Below are 18865 nucleotides of genomic sequence, written 5' to 3' on the forward strand. Positions count from 1 at the left end.
TCTTGAGCAACAATAGAAGGTAGATTATCTATTAATAACATCCCTCTGAATGACTATTTTGCCTCTCTTATTCCGGGTGTCGTAATATTTATGAGCTTCGGCTACACCTTGGCGGGTAAAGGGGAATACGTTGTCTACATGTATATCGAGCTTATTCGTCTGAATCCATTGGATAAACGCTTCCCAGTCGTTAGCATTGGGGCTGATCAAGGCAAACTGGGCATCAATTCCACGGATGAGAGGTTGCTTCGCAATCACCGGATTTACAAGGGAAATGAACGTCCCATTATTCTTTAATATGCTGTAATTTTTCAGTTCTGTTGCTCCGATTCCCGTGACTTTATCGACAACCGGGTCACGAACCATATCCAGCACGACATCAACAGGACTCAAAGTCTCAGCAAAGTCGGTTGTTGTATAATCAATCACTTCGTCGGCACCGAGCTGAAGAGCAAATGAATGGTTATGGGCCCGAGCCGTGGTGATCACATAAGCGCCGTGTTGTTTGGCTAATTGTATGGCGATGTGTCCTACGCCACCTGCACCGGCGTGGATCAGAATACGCTGTCCCGGCTGCAGTTTGCCATAGTGAAATAAGGCTTGCCAGGCCGTCACGCCGGACGCAGAAACCGAAGCAGCTTCTGCATCGGAAAGGGACTGCGTTATCACAGCAAGATCGCATTCTTCCACAGCGACATGTTCAGCGTAACCACCGCCTGTACGAGACACCGCAATAACGCGATCCCCGATTTGTACACGCGTAACCTTACTCCCTGTGGCCACGACGATTCCGGTTATATCGACTCCAAGAACATGAGGGAATTGCACGGGCATGAAATGCCGGAATGCTCCGGTTCTGATCAGTTGATCCGCTGAGGATACGGTGGTTGCCCTCATCTCCACGAGCACCTGTGTATCACTAATATGTGGTATATCGCGCTCCTGCTCCGCAAAAACTTCTGAGCCTCCATAATTCTCTATCACTACTGTTTTCATCATAGGCCTCCATTCGGTATTGCTGGCTGTCAGTTGATTTGTTACCAGCCGTTCAATATAATGATCGTACTTATAATGGGATTGGACGACAATTGTTAAAACAGTGGAATGTGTATAATAATGAACACAATTCACTGTTTTGTTTAGTCTCAGATCCGATAAATAAAAGGAGTAGGTATGGACAGAAGAATACAAAAATCACGTGAATCGATTATAGAGGCTTTTATTCAACTGCTGTCCGAAAGAAAATTCGAGCAAATCACGATTAATCAAATTGCAGAGCGAGCCAATGTAAGTCGCGGAACGGTTTATTTGCATTTCATGGACAAGTTTGATTTGTTGGATCAGTGTATAAAATCCCATTTGGTGGAAATGATCGAGAGCAGTTTCTTCTGCGGAGTCACTGGCATATTTCCTTCCAAAGAAGCTCTGCTGCACAGTTTTCGGTATCTGAAGGAACATGCTCTATTCTATGGTGCAGTGCTGGATGATCAAAGTGTCCCGGAATTTCGAACTCGCTTGCAGGCTGCTCTGTTGAGAGGACTGGATAAACAAATCGACATGAGTGGTATCAATCAGGGAAGGAACAAGGAGATTATGCTTCAATTCCTTGCTTCCGCGCTGGCTGGCATGATTGAATGGTGGATTACCTCAGCCGAACCGTATTCCGCAGAAGAATTGGTTGATGAATTATGGATTCTGATGGAACGCAATCAAATGACACCAGTGCCTCACGTATAGGGGAGAGTTGCTGGGGCTTACTGATTGTTGTATTCGGTTGATAGATAGGTTATCATCCAAAAAAAGAAAGAGCAGGAACGAAGGACGCTGGTACCCTTCGTTCCTGCTCTTTTCATGTCATGCTGTTTACTTCGTTACACTGCTCAGCTTGAATGAGCCGTCGGTGAGCTTGTTCGTATTGGCAAAGTCCACGCCAGGTTTATTCGTTTCCGGATCAATGATCGCAATCGCAATATCATAGGTTCCGGCAGCAAGACCGGAGACCGGAATGGAGTCGGTCAGGGTGTAGGTACCCGTTTTCCATGTGGTCAGATTAACGGTTGTTGTTTTCTTGGCGACCACGGTATTGCCGCTGCGCAGTTGAATTTCAACCGGCCAGGCAAATGGGAAGTGCTGTACGCCTTTGTTTTCTACTTTGATCGTCGTCGTAAACGTGCTTCCACTGATGGTGGATGGATGCGAAATTTCCTTCACGACAAAGTGGTAACCCATTCGTTTCTTGAGTGCATCGATGTTGGCCTGCAACGCATGATTCAGAGGAAGCGAGGCAGGGGAATTTGGTCCCAGCCAGCTTGGTTTGCTTAACTCCGTTTGACGCAACGTTTCCGTAAATCCGCTACCCGTGGTTAATGCCGCAAGCATGCCGGAAGCTCCCCCGTAAAATTCGCCGCCGGAGATGCGTGTCTCCCAGAAGTTCGCATGTGCTGGCTGCTGCTGGCCGATATCATCCCAATAGCCATTCTGGGTGCCTGTGTACCAGCCCCAATCGGCATCGAAACTGTCTTTATGTCCAAATACATCATTGAACATGCCCATGACCATGCCTTTGTTATTGGTTTTGGCAAGGGCAATACTGCGCCGGATCAGAACCTGCATTTTGTCCTCTTTGCCGGCAAAGGCATCGATATAATGCTGAACAAACTTGTTCGAAATATCATTGGTAGGGAAAGCACCTGTGTAATTGGTCTCGCCATTCGGTCCGACATATGGCCAAGTGTGGAACTCGCCCCAGTGTCCGAGAGAACCGATCTGGATAAAAGCAACGGGGCGATCATTCGTGTTGTACCTTGCCGCAATGGCCTCGATGGCTAATTTGTGCCGATCTTGCAGATAGGTGGAATTGTAGTTGGGAGAAAAGCCCATGTTGTTGCCTGTACCCATGCCTCCGGTTGTATCGTTATAAGCTGTTCCGGGTGATTCTCCGCGGGCAATCATGTCATTGTAGAGCCAGTCTGGAATATCCCGATGAGCCTGTCCTGTAGGGCTGTCCAGAATGAAGCGAAACACCACTTTGACGCCTTTACTTTTCCAGTAGGCGAGATTGTTGGCAGCTTCAATCGCGCTAAAATCATACGACCCTTTGGTAGACTCAAGTTCCTTCCAGGTTACTCCGGCATACACGAGCCTGTGCGGTTGTGCATATGTCGTGCTCTTGGCCGAAGGCGCCCAGCCTTTGAACGGATTGTTAAGTGGGCTGTCAAGCTCAACGGGATTCACGACGGTGTTCCCTGTCCCGCCGCCCGATCCAGCCGAGGTCAGAAGGTAAGCAGGCAGTGTTTGACCCGCCGCGGGCAGCCTCGACGTATCCGAGCTATTGTCGATATACCCGACCCGTACCGTGCTGCCTGCACTGATTTGCAATGTAGCGAGAGGGATTGCTACCTCAATGACGGATGCACTGCGATAGAATTGGGAAGTAGTCAATGTGCTGTTAGAATTCCAGCTCCAGTCTGTACCGCTACCGCCATAACGATATAATCCTGTATTTTCAAGCAGCCACTCCACACCTGTAGCTCCCCAGCCCGCTGCCTGGTAGCCGGTTGACGTATTGTTATCGGTATTGATCCAAAAGTTGCCCATCGCCGTACTCAGACCTGAACCTTGAACGAGCAGATAGAGATTGGTTCCATCATTGGTCACTTTGAGCGTCTGGGCAGTGCCGCTATTGGTCGTGAGAGCACTAACGCCGCTCCAGTCGCTGACATTGCCATCAATGGTGATGGTGGCAGCTGAGGCTTTTGGTAAGGCTCCCGCAGGCAATAGCAGGGTAATCGTAAGGACAAAAGCCAAAAACAGTCCAAGGGTCAGCTTGCTTTGATCGAATAATCTTGTCACGGTATACCTCCTGAATAATGAAATTTTGGATGTTGACTTCATCTGCTCCTCCTCATGTGTCTTCATGAGAGGGAGATAGGGAACCTCAGCTCCTTTCCAATCCACATTATCGCAGATCTGTGACGTTTTATGTAAGAGTCATGGGAGTAAGTGAGGAATAAACAACCTAAAAGATCATATTTTGGTTTGCGGCAAATATAAAAGTTGTTTTTATAATTGGAGTTCCGCGTCTAAATTGCATTATAGGGGATGAATAAAGGAGATTCAACAGGTTTTTTTCCAAGATTTATTGACTTTTTGATTGAAAATAGGAGTGTTTCATTAGATTTTGAACATAAATAATTATAATTACGTCATTATATTTGCCGCAAATAAAAATGAATACAAACTAAAGTATATGATAATAGAACAAAATTGTAAACGCTTAATTTATGATAAATAAAGAGTTATAGTGTTTAGTAGTATGTAAAATAAATCACGAATATGTTGCCGCAAAATAATTAAAAATTTAGCCAAAATCAATTGACAAGCAACTAAAACTATTTTACTATCGTTACATAGTCACTATCCTGTTAGATTACTTAACATCGAATTGGCTTCATGGCATTTGCCGCAAATTTACGAGCAACGGAGAGTGTAAGCATGGGGAAGATAAAAATGGCTTTTATCGGTGTAGGAGACATGGGGTCACATCATTGCATTGGTTTTGATTTGCTTGAAGATAGTGAGGTTCGTTATATCTGTGATATGAATGAGGCCAATGTGGCACGTACGCTGGCTGAACTCAAGAACAGTAATCCCACCATCGTAAGCGATTATCGTGAACTGCTCACCAAGGAAGATTTGGATGCGGTAGTCATCAGTGTACCGAACTATTTGCACCGTGAAGTGGCGGTAGCTTTTCTGGAAGCTGGCAAGCATGTATTTCTGGAGAAGCCGGTTGCCCATACCATTGAGGATTGCGATGCCATTATAGAAGCTGCTGAAGCGTCGGGGCGAATATTGCAGATTGGGCTGGTCTATCGGTATTCGAATTTGTATCGCCGGATGGAGAAGGAATTGGAGAACGGACGTCTCGGCGATGTGAAATTAATGTGGTGCAAGGAATTCCGTGACCCGTTCCCACCTGCGGATTGGTTCTATGACAAGACCAAGTCTGGGGGAGCGATTGTAGAAAAGGATTGTCATCACTTCGATATTTTCAACTGGATGATTCAGGCGAAGCCAGTCCGTGTGTTTGCCTCTGGAGGGCAGCATGTCATGAAGCAAGGGGAGCCTAATCAGATTCAAAATTCATACAGTCACTATCCGACGAAAGAAATTTCGGACACCTCCATCGTCGATCACGCCTTTATCACCATTGATTATGATAACGGCAGCAAAGCCAATCTGGGTCTGTGCATGTATTTGAAACCGCGCAATCTGATGGGAGAAGGGCTTGAGATCGGCCTGATCGGAGAGAATGGCGGTCAGATGGTGGCACGGAATGACAAGACGATTGATATCGTTGGCGGGCAGGACTGGACGAAGGACCACCTGGAAATTGATGTGTCGTCGGATTCCATCATGGGTGGACATACCGGAGGACAGACCCAGCGCATTGATTTTCTAAAATGTGTACAGGAAGGCAGACAGCCTTTTGCGAGTGCACAGGTTGGTCGTAATGCGCTGCTTATTGCCCTGGCGGCAGAGAAATCCATTTTGGAAGAACGGTACGTTTATTTAGAAGAAATTTCAGGCTGAGGGGTGTCATCATGAACAGGTTGAGAAAATATGACACACTGCTGTTTTTTCTCTTCATTTTGCCTTGGATCATCGGATTTATTACCTTTTTCCTGTTTCCTTTCGGAACCTCGGTTTTCTACGCCTTTACAGATGCAAGGCTTCCGGGAGCAACCAATTTCAACTTTGTCGGCGTTGATAATTTTACACACATGATGGACGATCCTATCTTTTTGAAAAGCTTGATGAACACGATGTTTTTCGTTGTATTCGGTGTTCCGATCGTTACGGCGGGCATGCTCGTTCTGGCGATGCTGCTTAATTTTAATGTCAAAGGTATTGCCTTGTTCCGTACCTTCTTCTATTTACCGACCCTGGTGCCCATCGTGGCAACGGTTATTATCTGGCGGCTGGTATTCAACTCCGAATTTGGCATCCTGAATGCCGGACTTGGTGCGCTCGGTATAGGCAAAGTGGACTGGATTGGCGGCGAACATACGATCAAGCCGGTCATCATCATGCTTCAGGTCTGGATCTCCGGCAGTGGGGTACTCATCTTCCTGGCTGCACTGAAAAATGTACCCAGACATTTGTACGAAGCTGCTGCAATTGACGGGGCAAGCGGGATTCGCCGATTTTTCCAAATTACGCTGCCGATGATCAGTCCGTCCATCCTGTTTGTCATCATTATTCAGACGATGTATAACTTTCAGATGTTTACGGAAGCACTGCTGCTATCCAAGGGAGGTCCGAACTACTCCGCCTATACGTTTGTCTACAACATTTATAAATCGGCCTTTACCGATCTGAAATTCAGCATGGCGATGACGCAATCGATTTTCCTGTTCGCTGTGATCTCGCTAGTCACCCTGATCCTGATGAAAGTATCGAACCGCTTAGTGTATTACGAGGGAGAACGATAGGAGGAGAGTTACATGAACAGCCGAAAAATAGCGGTAAAAGCGTCCCAATATACCATGCTGATCGCAGCATTAATGCTGTTCGCAGGGCCTCTGGTATGGATGCTCTCGACCATGCTGAAAACCAAAGCGGAAACCTACAAGGTCCCTCCAACCATTTTGCCGGATACATTCAGTCTGGAAGCCTTTGAACGGTTATTTGCTGTACAGCCGATGATGTGGCAGTGGATTCAGAACTCATTTATTATTTCCTTTTTTGTGGCGGCAGGCGCGGTAGTTTCAAGCTCACTTGTCGCTTACGGTTTTTCCCGCTTTGCAACCAAGTATCGGAATATTCTGTTCCCAGTGGTACTGGTTACCTTGATGATTCCTCCATCCATTATGATGATTCCCTCATATGTCCTTTTTTCCAAGCTGAACTGGATTGATACCTGGTTGCCGCTCATTGTGCCAGCCTGGCTCGGAGGCGCCTATTATATCTTCCTGTTCCGACAGTTTTTCATGACCATTCCCCAGGAGCTGGACGAGGCTACCTATCTCGACGGCGGCAATCGCTGGACAGTATATGCACGCGTCATTATGCCGCTGTCCAAACCGATTATTATGACGACTATTATTTTTGCCTTTGTGAATTCGTGGCTCGATTTTCTGGGGCCGTTCCTGTATATCAAAAACCCAGAGATGTTCACGCTGAGTGTTGGCCTGCAGCTGCTGATCGGTCAGACGAGCCAGGATTTGCCGGCACTTGCTGCCGGAGCATTCATCAGTATCGTGCCTATTGGTCTGCTGTATCTGTTTGCACAACGTTATATCGTCGAGGGGGTGGTGCTTACGGGCACCAAAGGGTAGAGTGGCTGCCTGCTTTCCGGTTTTCAGGTGAACAGGACTTATTGATATGACTTAAAGGGGAGCTGTGTATATGAGAGCGAAGAGTAAACGGCTATTCAATGTATGGGCACTTGTGCTTGCAACGATGGTGGTGATCAGTGGATGTGGAAACGGGGGATCTTCCGAGAACGCCGACTCCACGGATTCCGGCAGCAGCCAGAACGAGCCTGTAACGATTACGTACTCCCAATGGGGAACTGCTGAAGAGCTTCATCGTACACAGGAACTGCTGGATCAGTTCATGAAGGCAAATACCGATATTAAGGTCAAGCTGGAAGGCAAGGATTGGGGCAGCTACTGGGATGGACTGACAGCCAATGCAGCTGGGGGCACTCTTCCGGACGTGTTCAAAACGAGTTATGCATACGTAGAGAAATACGCTGAGCTGGGCATTTTTAAGGAATTGGACGGCTTGTTGGCTGAAAATCAGTTTGATCTGAACAACGTGGACAAAAGTCTGCTGGGACTTCACCAGTATGAGGGCAAACAAGTATCCTTGCCGATCGATGCCAACGTTATCGTATGGTATTACAACAAAGCGATCTTTGAGAACGAAGCGACCAATCCTCATAAGGCCCCGGTTCCATCGCTTGAGCCAACATGGGATGAAATTACCGATATTGCAACCAAGCTGACGCTGGATAAGAACGGGAAAAGCGCAGACGAAGCGGGTTTTGATGCCGGTAACATTGTGCAGTGGGGCTTGTCCATTTCACCAGGATCAACGATGGATTGGTTCCTGGAGCCAGAGCTGTGGTCCAACGGAGCGAAGCTGGTGAATGACGATGGTTCCCTTGCGCTTGAGACACCTGAAGCGATGGAAGTGCTGAACTATTTTATCGATATGACCAAAAACAAAAAGATTAACACCACACCTGCACAGATTGAAGGTTTAGGTGGACAGGTGAATCTTGCGATCACTACATCCAAAGTAGCGATGAATCCGGGTGGCAGCTGGAATACAACCAACTACCAGGAGGCTGGCGTGGATTATGGCATCTCCTATTTGCCAAAATTCAAAACCAACCAGACCGTTGTTCAGCCAGCAGGTCTTGCAATCAGCTCCAACACCAAGCATGAAGAGGCGGCCTACAAGCTGCTCGCTTGGCTTGCGGGTCCGGAAGGACAGACTGAACTGGCGAAGCAGGGATACTCCATTCCGGCTAACAAGGCCGCAGCGGATGCCTATATTGCTACTGTAGGCGAAGACAATAAGATCTTCCTGGATGCGCAGCAGTATGGTATTGTATCACCCTTTACAACCAAGAAAACCGATCTGGTCTGGACCTATGGTGAGCAATCACTCAAACTTCCGCTTGCCGGGGATGGTGACCTGAACGCAGCGCTGAAGGATTTGGCCTCCAAGATGCAATAAGAAGATAAAGAGGCGGAAGAGTTTCATACGTTTTTTTTAAAGGATTACAATTGGCGGCAGTTATAGGGGAAAGTAAACTCCCTGACTGCCGCTATTCTTTTATAAAAGACTGCGTCCGTGCACCATTTCATTGACTTCTGCCCAGTAGAAATATAGAATTATATTTGCCGCAAATTTGTGTTATCCGGGATAAAATTGCCCCAATATGAATGGGGTTAAAATACATAGGTAAAGGAAGGGTGGGGACTTCACATGGCAAAATTGAAGGATATTGCAGACCGCGTTGGTGTATCGATCTCTACCGTTTCACGTGTGATGAAGAACGATGTCAATCGATCGGTCAGCGATGAAACCCGCAAAAAGATCTGGGATACGGCCGAGGAGTTGGGTTATCGCTCACAGCGTCCCGCCAAGAAAAAGAAGATTGAACCTAAAACGGCTTATGCCATTGGTTGTGTGGTCGCCATTCCGCAGAACAAATATAACAGTCCTTATTTTTCAGTCATTATGGAAGGCATTGAGAAGCAGCTTGCCGAAGCGGGCATGCGGCTGGAATTTGTATATAGCATTGAGAATGACGGGGATATCGTGCAGCTGCAGTCTCTGGTGAAGGAACACCGGATTGACGGTATGATTGTCGTAGAACGAATTGATCCGGAAGCTTATCGCTGGCTCAAGGCCAATGTGCGGACTGTTGTGGGTGTAGATATCACGGACCCGAACATTCCGGTTGTCGGTTATGATCGGGAAGAGGCGGCCAGAGAGGCGACGAATCATCTGATTGCCCAAGGGCATCGGATCATTGCCTATATTGGCGGGGCAGAATTCAAGAATGATTTTTTGGAGGAAAAACGTTTTCTTGGTTATCGGCGTGCAATGACTGACGCAGGGCTGACTATTGATAATGACTGGGTAATCGATGTGAAATGGGATGTTTCGCTGAGCTACGAATTCACCAAGCAGGCATTTACCAACAATGCGAACAGACCTACAGCCATATTTGCAGCCAGTGACATGATGGCGATTGCGGCCATGCGGGCTGCAACCGAACAGGGACTCCGCATTCCGGAGGAAATTGCCTTTTTTGGTGTAGATAATATTGAAATATCCGAATTCACCTCTCCGCCGTTATCCACAATCCATGTGCCTAAGCTGGAGATGGGCATGTTCGCGGTTAAACTGCTGCTCGATTATCTGGATCACCAGTATGAAGTGGCTGTCAAAATGATCGTTCCGTACCGCTGTATTTTCCGGCAGTCTTCCAATGGCAAAATAGAATAGAATGGCTTTTGGCAATTCTATTATGCTGAAATCAGTAGAATTTTTTATGTTGCATTTGCTAGGTTTAAATATAAATCAATTCGTGCAATAAAAACCCCTTCTGCTGTTTGTTCAGCGGAAGGGGCTGTGTACTAAGTTATTGTGCTACTGCCTTGCTCACAGGCACTTGGAATTCATAAGTATCATTGATCCCTGCGAGTTTAACCTGGAGAGTTAATTCAAATTGATCCGGGAGCGGCAGCGCGCCGTTATCGGTTGATAGTTCCAGCAACGCTGCATTTTTTTGTACAGTATGATCGGATTTGATCAATGGCATTATGCTACTTGGTAGGACTTGTTCACCGTTAACCAGGACAATAAGCTCTTCTGTCACGAGCAGGCCTTTTTCCTTATTTTCTGAGGGGCCAATTAACCGATCCTCTGTCGTGGTTACTCCTTCGCGTTCAAGGGCAATCGACAGGCTGCTTCCATCGTGGTAAACCTCTGAAACTCTCAACGTTACGCCTTCATGGACGTCGCTTATGTCAAGCTTGGTAATAAGGCCATTCTCTGCAGCAGACTTCAGTCCGTTATCCACGTTATTATGGAATAGACTACCTATCATAGGGATTTGGCCCAGCGCATCTGCCATTACCGGTGAGATAAAGCCAGTACTGATGATCCCTAGTCCAAGTGCTGCTGCAGTAGTGCCGGCGATCAATGTTTTCTTAAGCATATTTCCTCGTTTGGTAGTCTTATTCATGGAATTCTCTCCTATTCGATTCATAATTTGTGTACTAAGACTAAACTGTGGCGTCTCGGTTTCTCGGATTATGCCTTCAATATGCTCCATTTGCTTGTCATTCGTTTGATTGCGCAAATAATCCACCTACCCTTCGTTGTTTGGTGGCTTGTTCCATGAGCTTCTGGCGCAAGCGTTGATATTTTTTTCGCACGGTTGCTGGTTTACCGTCCATGATTTGGGCAATCTCTTCAAAATTGTATTGCTCCACTGCTTTCAGCAGCAGAATGTGTCTTTCCTCCGGAGTTAGATAGGTCAGCAGCTCAGTTATAGCCGATTTCTGCTCTGGAATGTTCTCCTGGGTTTCCTCCTGTTGCTTGAAGTGTGCCAAAATTCTTAACCTTCGATGCTGTTTCTTTAGTAGGTTGAGGCTGTGATGATAGGCAAGCTTGTACAACCATGCTGAGAAGGAAACAGTAGGCTGGTACCGGTGAATATCCTGATAAGCTTTGATAAAAATCTCTTGAACGGCATCTTGAGCTTCTTCCCTATTTTTGAGCAGATGATAGCAATAGATGTACATGGGCTTTTCAAATCTGTGAATGATAGAGGTATAAGCTTCATGATTTCCTGCCTTCACCAATGCAACAGCAATCTCTATTTCCTCTGTAGCTGCGGTACTAGGTCTCGCTTCTTCCAAGCGATCACCTCCTTTGCTTTTCGTCTATATAACAATCTCAAGTAGTCGTTTTGTGACATTTTTTTTGGTGTAGTCCAAAACCCATATAGTCTTGAGTTCATTCGGCTCCCTCTCGGTAGAGAGGTCGATAGTGATTCATTGTTTAACCTCGTCAAGCAGTAGTTCTGGTATGATTGCCAGCAATAGTGCAAGCCCATTAAACACATGGGAACTTACGCTAATGATTGCTTACGAGGAGTGGATATGGTTTTTGAATATTGCATCATTCAACTAATGGGAAACATTAGCTCAAAAAGCATGGAGCAGCCAGCCGGTTGGCAGGCTGCTCTTTTTTTATAGCATTCTGGACAATTTCCGGTATTCCCGTGGTGAAATGCCCTCATATTTGCGGAACATGCGGCTGAAATAGTGAATGTCCGGGTAACCGCTTTGTACACCCACAGCCTCAATGGAATGATCCGTTTCCCGCAATAGTTTGCGTGCCTCGCTCAGGCGGATGGATTGAATATATTCGTTGGGCGGCATGCCCGCCATCTGTTTGAACAATTTGGCCATGTGATCCACACTTAAGTTTAATTGTTTGGCGATGCTCGAATTGGTCCACGGGTCGGATGGGGCGACCTCTATGCGTTTCATGAGTTCCAGCAGCTTATCTCCGTGCACCGAATCATGACGGGATGAACTTCGCCAGGATGAACGAAGCAGGTGGCTTAACAATTGCAGCATCAAGGCTTTACATACCAGTTCATATCCCGGTGGGCGCATCGTAAATTCATGAACCAATTGCTCCATAAGCTGCACGGCAGCTGGAGAAGGGGTATACACCGGGTTGTTAGATAGCGGCGTCATGCCCTCTGCGCAAGCTTCCACTCCGAATTTATGATGCTGAACCGTCTCCTCGTTCACAACCATGTCTGCCTCGGTCTGAATGGTCAATTCGTTGAAAAAATCAAAATGAATGCCAATAAAACGTGCTTCCGGGCTGGAGACCACTTCATTCTGGTGATAGACCCCGGCAGGTAGCATGATGAGTTGACCTGCCTTCAAAATATGATGTTTATCGTTCATATAAGTTGCAGCTTCACCTTGAGAGACGTACAGAAGTTCAAAATCATACAGACGCCGCTTGGCCAGCTTGCCGGGAGGAAGGCTCTGAAACTGAGCGTAATGCACGTTGGGAGACCATTCCTTGTAATGGGCGGTTCGTTGCAGAGGATATATCACTTGTTGGAGAGACATGAAATTCCATCTCCTTTTTCAATAAGATTGGCCAAAAATATATCTAGTTAAAACTGAACGGAATTGTGCAAATAATCTCTTTATCTCCTAAATAAATGATCCCGTAAATTATTTATAATATGTGTATTATCACATGTTCTTACGAGAGAGACAACATCACGGATTAAGCTAAAAAGGAGAGGATAACGATGCGCTCTCTCCCTATGGAACGGAGCATGATTTATTGCTGCGAACCACTCAGGTCCGTTGCACAGAGCGGATTCCCCTCGGCTGCGGATTGGGAGCGATGTGTACCAGTGAAACTGGTCGACACCGTAACAGGCAGACCGCCGCATCAATCCACGGAAGTCCGTTTTGGATGGAGCCCGGAATATTTGCATATTCGCTTTGTATGCCAGGATGATCACGTCGTATCTGATTTCACGGAAAGGGATCAGCCGCTGTACGAACAGGATGTAGTTGAACTGTTCATTGATGAACAAGGGGATGGCAGCAACTACATCGAACTGGAGGTCAGCCCGCACAACGTGGTGTTTGATGCACTCATCCACAATAACGGCGACGGTTCCGAATTAAAAGCCGATGTAACCTGGCAGCTGGAAGGTTTGCAAACGGCTGTAGAATTGGTCCGCCAGGGCAATCGGGTGTATATGATTCATATTCCCGCCAGTAACTTCAAGTCTCCTCTGACCAAAGGGGTATGCTGGAGGGTCAACGTTTACCGAATTGACGAGAATGTGCAAGGAGAACGGGAGTATCAGGCATGGCAGCCTACGGGCGCTGTAAACTTTCATTTGCCTGCTCGATTCGGATATTTTCGATTGGGGTAGTCATGCACTACTGAAGAACAGGTTTTTAAATTTTGAAGGAGGGTATTCGGATGAAAAAAGGGATTAATATATGGTCGTTTCCAGGAGATGCCTCTATTACGGATTGTATTAAGACGGCGAAGCAAGCTGGCTTTGAGGGAATTGAACTTTCGCTTAATGGAGAAGGAGAGTTGAGTCTGTCTGCCACGGATCAGGAGGTTCGTGATATTCAGGGGCGCCTCGAAGAAGCCGGACTTGAGATTGCGGGACTTGCAACCGGATTGTACTGGGATTACCCGATGACGAGTGCCCGTCCGGAGATTCGCACGAAAGCATTGGATGTATGTAAAAAACAGCTGGAGCTTGCCTCCGCCTTTGGTGTGGATACCATTCTGGTCATTCCGGGTGCTGTAGGTGTGGATTTTATTCCAGACAGCGAAGTAACAGATTATGAAGTAGCCTACGAACGGGCCCAAGAAGCTATAGCGCATTTGCTGCCATATGCGGAACGTGCCGGCGTATCGATTGGCATTGAGAACGTATGGAACAAATTTCTGGTGTCGCCGCTAGAGCTGCGTACCTTTATTGATTCTTTTAACTCCAATTATATAGGTTCGTATTTTGATGTGGGCAATGTGGTACAGAACGGTTACCCGGAGCAGTGGGTTCGCATTCTCGGTCATCGGATCAAAAAGGTGCACTTCAAGGATTATCGTCGTCAAGCGGGTGGACTTCACGGATTTGTGGACCTGCTGGCTGGAGATGTGAATTATCCGGCGGTGATGGAGGCATTGCAGGCTATTGGTTACGACAACTACGTGACGGCCGAGATGATTCCGCCATACACTCATCATTCAAAGCAGATCATATTCAACACATCCAAAGCGATGGATGCCATTCTTGGACGTTCTCAGGAATAGAAGATACAGCTAACACTGTTTATGCAAATACAACTTTTATTTGGGAGGTAGAAACATGTTAAAAGTGGGATTGATCGGTTTTGGGTTTATGGGACGTATGCATTTTGATAACTATGTGCGCCTTGCTTCCGAAGGGGAGCCCGTGGAATTGGTAGCCATCTGCGATCTGAGAATAGAGGAACTGAAGAACGGTAAAGCAGCCGGCAATATGGCGACAGAGCAAGAGGTATATGATCTCACACCTTATCGTTTGTACGACAACATCGACGCAATGCTGGAGCAAGAAGAGTTGGATATCATTGATATTACGCTGCCTACGCCATTACATGCTGAACTAACGTGTTCCTTGTTGGAGAAAGGCATGCATGTGCTGTGCGAGAAGCCGGTTGCGCGCCATTCGGCGGAAGGCTGGAAGATGGCAGAGACCGCCAAAGCGACCGGAAAAACACTGATGATTGGTCAATGTTTACGCTTTTGGCCAGCCTATAGCTACCTGAAATCTGTTGTAGAAGATGGTCGTTACGGATCGGTAAACGCAGGTTATTTCTTCCGAGGTTCAGGTTTGCCTCAAGAGTGGTTCCTTGATGGGGAGAAAAGCGGTGGCTGCATATTAGATATGCACATCCATGATGCGGATATTATTCACTGGCTGTTTGGCAAACCGGATCACGTATCTACGCTGGCTCGCAACATCATTCCGGGAAGCGGCTATGATACCGTGTCCACCAATTATATATACCCTGACGGAAAAGTGCTGAATGCCCAAGCCGACTGGACACTGGGGGGAGACTATGGCTTCTCGATGACGTATCGTGTTAATTTGGAGCAGGGGAATCTGGTCTTTGAGAATGGTGAGCTGAAAGTAAATCCGAATAATGCTCCCGGCTTCGTTGCCGAGCTGTCACCCGACTCGGGATACTATCACCAGCTTAAATATTTTATCCAGTCTGTTCAAGCAGGTACACCTGTATCTGTATGTACACCGGAGAGCGCAACGGGCACGCTTGAAATGATTGAAGCCGAGATGCGTTCGGCGGATGAGCGCGGGGCATTGGTTTCATTGTAGTAGAAAGAGCAGAACCTGTGATACGGGTTCTGCTCTTTTCATTTCTATAGTAGTACAAGTCTTTGAAAAAGAGAGAGAATTACCAAGAAGAATTTAGTTATAATTTATCTTTTAAACTTTCGTTATTCAATTTCCGTTCAATATCGGCTATTTTGTTATTCAGTCTCTTGATTTTATTATTCATAGAAATCAAAAAGTAAACCAGAGAAATAATCCCCAAAATAAAAATGAATTGGATTATTGTCGCAGACCACACAAAGCTCATTCGTACACCTCCCGAATTTATGTTGATTAACTATTATCATACATAATGTGGGAGGGGAATGATGAATAAAATTAATTTTACTATTCTAAGGAAATCATTTTTACCCTTTTCAATGAGAAATTACTAAGCACTATTCAACAACTCGCCAGTTATTCGCCTGCTCCACGGTCAGTGGTTGATGCCTGCGAATATAATCCTCCACCAGTGCCGCCATATCGGTGGCGCCTTCGTGAAGTACCTTTTTGCCTGGATACATCGCATAATCACCGCCACCTGCTGCGCGATAACTGTTCATCACTACAGAATACGTCGCGTCCATTGCAATAGGTATGCCCTCACGTTCTAGCTTCACCACACGACTTCCCGCAGGTTTGGAGATATCCAGCTCATATTCGATGCCTGCCCACATGTCGTAATTATAATGCTGTGGTTTCGGCTGCATGTACGCGGGATTGACGATAACTTCGCCCGAAGACTCCACTTCAAAGTAACGCGCCGTTTGCTCCAACGCATCCCGAATGTCCTGACCACGAAGCTCCAGCACCGTCAGTGTGTTGGGATAGATAAAATTGGACAACACATCCCGAACGGTAATGAGGGAACCGAAACCACGGGCTTCTTCGCTGAGTAATGCGGTATTGGAGATTTGAGCCCCCGTCGCTTCCATCTGCACCTGATGTACAAATGCAATGAAGGGATGTGCCGCGAGCCGTAGTGCAGCAGGATCTGCGATGGACAAGTCTCCGGCTACCTCGCCAATCGGCTGGTCCAGCCATGCCTGTGCTTTTGCTTCCAGCTCGTCTGTCAGCTTCATAACAGCCGCATCAGGTTGAACGTCACTATTTTCATCCAAAAGCAACAAGCGAGCCTGTTTGCCTGCAATCCACCACTTACCATTCGCTAATTGCTCCAACTGGACGGATACATGACCCACACCGTTCCCACTAAATCCAGGCTGGATTACAGTCACTCCATGAATGTCTGCGGTAAGCTGACGGTGTTGATGCCCGGTGAGCAGAACGTCAATTCCTTCAATGTCACGGCAGATGGCGTACGCCTGATTCTCCCCGGTTAACCGCTCGGCAGGTTCGCCTGTCTCCAGATCACTCTCAAAACCACCATGATAACTGACTACGAGCACATCCGGTTGTTCATGTTCACGAATATAGCCAACCCATGCGCGAATGGTCTCCAAAGCGTCAAGGAAATGTAATCCTTCTATATTCTTGGGATGCTCCCAGTTCGGGATATAGTGTGTCGTTGCACCCAGCAAAGCGATTTTGACGCCTGAAGACAAGGTTTTGATCAGATAAGGAGGACCGAAGGCGGGTATGCCTGTACCTGAGGGTGCAACGGGCCGTATTTCTTGGTCATGCTTCCCTTCATTTAAATGGTTCATGATGGTGTCGTCCTGATGTTCCACTACAATATTGGCGGACAGCCAAGAGAAGTGAGAGTCTTCAACTGCTTTACGCAGCAACTGCTGACCGTAATTGAATTCATGATTGCCCATCACAGCAGCATCATAGCCCAGTTCATTTAGCACATTAATGAAGGGATGCACTTCGTGATCTGAAACAAAGGACGCAGCATACGAGGCCAAAGGAGAACCCTGCAGCAGATCGCCGTTATCCACGAGCAGCAGTTCGGGTGAACGCTCCCGTTGACGCCGGATCAGCGAAGCGAGCAAAGCAAGTCCGGCTGGACGATAGGCATTGGTATTGTAATGTATGGGACGAATGGCCCCATGCAGGTCACTGGTTACCATGATGTCGAAGCTTGACGTAGTTGTTATGGATGTCATTTTACAATCTCCTCTAAATATATAAGTTTAAACATATCAAATCACAGCCGGAGTACAAAGGAATTCACTGATTCTACTAGTATCATCAACTGTAATGAGGCTATTCTAACAGATCATAGCCGCTCTGACAGCCTGACAGGAAACTTTACAAAACTCCAAATTTCGTTTCACATCGCGCAAATATTCGAAGACTATAGTAGACAAGTAATGAAAAATAGAAATCCTTTGGAGGGTGTTCGCTTGAAGAAGTCTGCTTTATTTTTACCATTGTTGATTTTGGTTCTGTTTCTAAGTGCATGTGGGTCTAACAGTAGTACAACAGGTTCGGCTAACGGGGCTGATACGAGCTCTAGTTCATCCAGTACCGACACGGCAGAGACAGATAAAGCCGCTGAAGGTTACGTGCCGACTGAGCTGACTGTACAATTCGTTCCATCACAAAATGCAGATACACTCGAAGCCAAAGCAAAACCGCTCGAGAAACTGCTGGGTGACAAATTGGGTATCCCGGTGAAGGTCAGCGTATCCACAGACTACAACACAATTATTGAAGCAATGGCTTCCAATAAAGTGGACGTAGGTTTCCTGCCTCCGACGGCTTATGTACTTGCCAAAGAAAAAGGCGCAGCTGAAGTTATCCTTCAGGCACAACGTTTTGGTGTAAATGATGAGACTGGCGCTCCTACCGAGCAACTGGCAGATTCGTATAAATCCATGATTATTGTGAAGAAAGATTCACCGATTCAATCCGTTGAAGACCTGAAAGGCAAAAAAATCGCCTACCAAAACGTAACTTCTTCTGCTGGTTATGTATGGCCGGCAGCATTGTTGCTCGACAGAGGTCTTGATCCTTTGAAAGATGTACAGCCAATCACGGTTAAAGGCCATGACCAAGGCGTATTGGCAGTACTGAACGGTGACGTTGATGCCGCAGCGATTTTCCAAGATGCTCGTAACACTGTAGCGAAAGACTACCCGACTGTATTTGAAGATACTCGTGTACTCGCGTTCACTGAGCCAATTCCTAACGATACAATCGCAGTACGTACAGACATGAATGCAGATTGGACAGCAAAAATTAAACAAGCATTTATCGACATCGGTAAAGATCCACAAGGTCACGAAATCATCAAAGAAATCTACACACACGAAGGTTATGTAGAATCAGATGACAGCAAGTTTGATATCGTTCGTCAATACAACGAGAAAGTAAAAACCGAGTAGTTTTCTGTTAAACGAAAGATAGTTAATGATTGCATTGCTTATCTTTTCATTGGATAACTTCATTGTATTAGCGGACAGG

16 protein-coding genes are annotated in these 18865 nt (G+C 46.6%); 10 read left to right on the forward strand and 6 right to left on the reverse strand.

The annotated features are described in order from the left end of the window. Nucleotides 1-24 precede the first annotated feature (24 nt). Nucleotides 25-999 carry an NADP-dependent oxidoreductase gene (locus QP794_RS14550; protein ID WP_285077701.1) on the reverse strand — a complete coding sequence of 325 codons (975 nt, stop codon included), beginning with the start codon at nucleotides 997-999 and terminating at the stop codon, nucleotides 25-27. 174 nt (nucleotides 1000-1173) lie between these two features. Here QP794_RS14550 and QP794_RS14555 point away from each other — a divergent pair, with 174 nt between their 5' ends. After that, nucleotides 1174-1737: a TetR/AcrR family transcriptional regulator gene (locus tag QP794_RS14555; RefSeq protein ID WP_285077702.1), complete on the forward strand. Its 564-nt coding sequence runs from the start codon at nucleotides 1174-1176 to the stop codon at nucleotides 1735-1737. 126 nt (nucleotides 1738-1863) lie between these two features. On the opposite strand, the gene QP794_RS14560 is transcribed toward QP794_RS14555, so the two are convergent. Continuing rightward, nucleotides 1864-3852, reverse strand: a complete 1989-nt coding sequence (locus tag QP794_RS14560; protein WP_285077704.1) for a DUF4832 domain-containing protein — start codon at nucleotides 3850-3852, stop codon at nucleotides 1864-1866. Between the two features lie 642 nt (nucleotides 3853-4494). Here QP794_RS14560 and QP794_RS14565 point away from each other — a divergent pair. The 5 genes from QP794_RS14565 to QP794_RS14585 all read left to right on the forward strand — a co-directional run bounded on the left by QP794_RS14565 (nucleotide 4495) and on the right by QP794_RS14585 (nucleotide 10038). Continuing rightward, nucleotides 4495-5595 (forward strand): Gfo/Idh/MocA family protein, encoded by a 1101-nt coding sequence (locus QP794_RS14565; protein ID WP_285077706.1) that lies wholly within the window; start codon nucleotides 4495-4497, stop codon nucleotides 5593-5595. Nucleotides 5596-5606: 11 nt separating this feature from the next. After that, nucleotides 5607-6497, forward strand: a complete 891-nt coding sequence (locus tag QP794_RS14570; protein WP_285077707.1) for a carbohydrate ABC transporter permease — start codon at nucleotides 5607-5609, stop codon at nucleotides 6495-6497. 12 nt (nucleotides 6498-6509) lie between these two features. Further along, nucleotides 6510-7343 carry a carbohydrate ABC transporter permease gene (locus tag QP794_RS14575; RefSeq protein WP_285077710.1) on the forward strand — a complete coding sequence of 278 codons (834 nt, stop codon included), beginning with the start codon at nucleotides 6510-6512 and terminating at the stop codon, nucleotides 7341-7343. A 70-nt stretch (nucleotides 7344-7413) separates the two neighbouring features. After that, on the forward strand, nucleotides 7414-8757 hold the full coding sequence (locus QP794_RS14580) for an ABC transporter substrate-binding protein (protein WP_285077712.1): 1344 nt from the start codon (nucleotides 7414-7416) through the stop codon (nucleotides 8755-8757). Between the two features lie 252 nt (nucleotides 8758-9009). Beyond that, nucleotides 9010-10038 (forward strand): LacI family DNA-binding transcriptional regulator, encoded by a 1029-nt coding sequence (locus QP794_RS14585; RefSeq protein WP_285077715.1) that lies wholly within the window; start codon nucleotides 9010-9012, stop codon nucleotides 10036-10038. A gap of 136 nt (nucleotides 10039-10174) precedes the next feature. Here QP794_RS14585 and QP794_RS14590 read toward each other — a convergent pair whose 3' ends face one another. The 3 genes from QP794_RS14590 to QP794_RS14600 all read right to left on the reverse strand — a co-directional run bounded on the left by QP794_RS14590 (nucleotide 10175) and on the right by QP794_RS14600 (nucleotide 12698). Next, entirely contained in the window at nucleotides 10175-10780 is a 606-nt protein-coding gene (locus QP794_RS14590; RefSeq protein ID WP_285077717.1) for a DUF4179 domain-containing protein, read from the reverse strand. 97 nt (nucleotides 10781-10877) lie between these two features. After that, nucleotides 10878-11459 carry an RNA polymerase sigma factor gene (locus QP794_RS14595; protein WP_285077720.1) on the reverse strand — a complete coding sequence of 194 codons (582 nt, stop codon included), beginning with the start codon at nucleotides 11457-11459 and terminating at the stop codon, nucleotides 10878-10880. Nucleotides 11460-11792: 333 nt separating this feature from the next. Next, entirely contained in the window at nucleotides 11793-12698 is a 906-nt protein-coding gene (locus QP794_RS14600) for an AraC family transcriptional regulator (protein WP_285077722.1), read from the reverse strand. A 203-nt stretch (nucleotides 12699-12901) separates the two neighbouring features. On the opposite strand from QP794_RS14600, the gene QP794_RS14605 reads away from it, so the two are divergent. From QP794_RS14605 to QP794_RS14615, 3 genes are read left to right on the forward strand one after another with little or no spacing between them, the layout of a single operon-like run. Next, a complete protein-coding gene (locus QP794_RS14605; protein WP_285077724.1) occupies nucleotides 12902-13528 on the forward strand; it encodes a carbohydrate-binding family 9-like protein in 627 nt (208 codons plus the stop codon). A 50-nt stretch (nucleotides 13529-13578) separates the two neighbouring features. Further along, nucleotides 13579-14427 carry a sugar phosphate isomerase/epimerase family protein gene (locus QP794_RS14610; RefSeq protein ID WP_285077725.1) on the forward strand — a complete coding sequence of 283 codons (849 nt, stop codon included), beginning with the start codon at nucleotides 13579-13581 and terminating at the stop codon, nucleotides 14425-14427. A 55-nt stretch (nucleotides 14428-14482) separates the two neighbouring features. After that, the gene (locus QP794_RS14615; protein WP_285077727.1) at nucleotides 14483-15493 is read left to right on the forward strand and encodes a Gfo/Idh/MocA family protein; all 1011 of its coding nucleotides are present in this window, start codon (nucleotides 14483-14485) and stop codon (nucleotides 15491-15493) included. Nucleotides 15494-15888: 395 nt separating this feature from the next. On the opposite strand, the gene QP794_RS14620 is transcribed toward QP794_RS14615, so the two are convergent. Further along, nucleotides 15889-17562: a bifunctional metallophosphatase/5'-nucleotidase gene (locus tag QP794_RS14620; protein WP_285077729.1), complete on the reverse strand. Its 1674-nt coding sequence runs from the start codon at nucleotides 17560-17562 to the stop codon at nucleotides 15889-15891. Between the two features lie 240 nt (nucleotides 17563-17802). Between QP794_RS14620 and QP794_RS14625 the strand changes: the two genes are divergently transcribed. Continuing rightward, nucleotides 17803-18786 carry a phosphate/phosphite/phosphonate ABC transporter substrate-binding protein gene (locus tag QP794_RS14625; protein WP_079349915.1) on the forward strand — a complete coding sequence of 328 codons (984 nt, stop codon included), beginning with the start codon at nucleotides 17803-17805 and terminating at the stop codon, nucleotides 18784-18786. The last annotated feature ends 79 nt before the right edge of the window (nucleotides 18787-18865 follow it).

The organism is Paenibacillus sp. UMB7766-LJ446 (genome assembly GCF_030226665.1).
GTDB lineage: Bacteria > Bacillota > Bacilli > Paenibacillales > Paenibacillaceae > Paenibacillus > Paenibacillus vandeheii.

Bases quoted from the DNA above. Each gene is read 5' to 3' on its own strand.
- QP794_RS14585 (WP_285077715.1), top strand. From the start codon at position 9,010: ATGGCAAAATTGAAGGATATTGCAGACCGCGTTGGTGTATCGATCTCT.
- QP794_RS14590 (WP_285077717.1), bottom strand. From the start codon at position 10,780: ATGAATAAGACTACCAAACGAGGAAATATGCTTAAGAAAACATTGATC.
- QP794_RS14550 (WP_285077701.1), bottom strand. From the start codon at position 999: ATGATGAAAACAGTAGTGATAGAGAATTATGGAGGCTCAGAAGTTTTT.
- QP794_RS14575 (WP_285077710.1), top strand. From the start codon at position 6,510: ATGAACAGCCGAAAAATAGCGGTAAAAGCGTCCCAATATACCATGCTG.
- QP794_RS14565 (WP_285077706.1), top strand. From the start codon at position 4,495: ATGGGGAAGATAAAAATGGCTTTTATCGGTGTAGGAGACATGGGGTCA.
- QP794_RS14555 (WP_285077702.1), top strand. From the start codon at position 1,174: ATGGACAGAAGAATACAAAAATCACGTGAATCGATTATAGAGGCTTTT.
- QP794_RS14605 (WP_285077724.1), top strand. From the start codon at position 12,902: ATGGAACGGAGCATGATTTATTGCTGCGAACCACTCAGGTCCGTTGCA.
- QP794_RS14615 (WP_285077727.1), top strand. From the start codon at position 14,483: ATGTTAAAAGTGGGATTGATCGGTTTTGGGTTTATGGGACGTATGCAT.
- QP794_RS14570 (WP_285077707.1), top strand. From the start codon at position 5,607: ATGAACAGGTTGAGAAAATATGACACACTGCTGTTTTTTCTCTTCATT.
- QP794_RS14610 (WP_285077725.1), top strand. From the start codon at position 13,579: ATGAAAAAAGGGATTAATATATGGTCGTTTCCAGGAGATGCCTCTATT.
- QP794_RS14600 (WP_285077722.1), bottom strand. From the start codon at position 12,698: ATGTCTCTCCAACAAGTGATATATCCTCTGCAACGAACCGCCCATTAC.
- QP794_RS14580 (WP_285077712.1), top strand. From the start codon at position 7,414: ATGAGAGCGAAGAGTAAACGGCTATTCAATGTATGGGCACTTGTGCTT.
- QP794_RS14620 (WP_285077729.1), bottom strand. From the start codon at position 17,562: ATGACATCCATAACAACTACGTCAAGCTTCGACATCATGGTAACCAGT.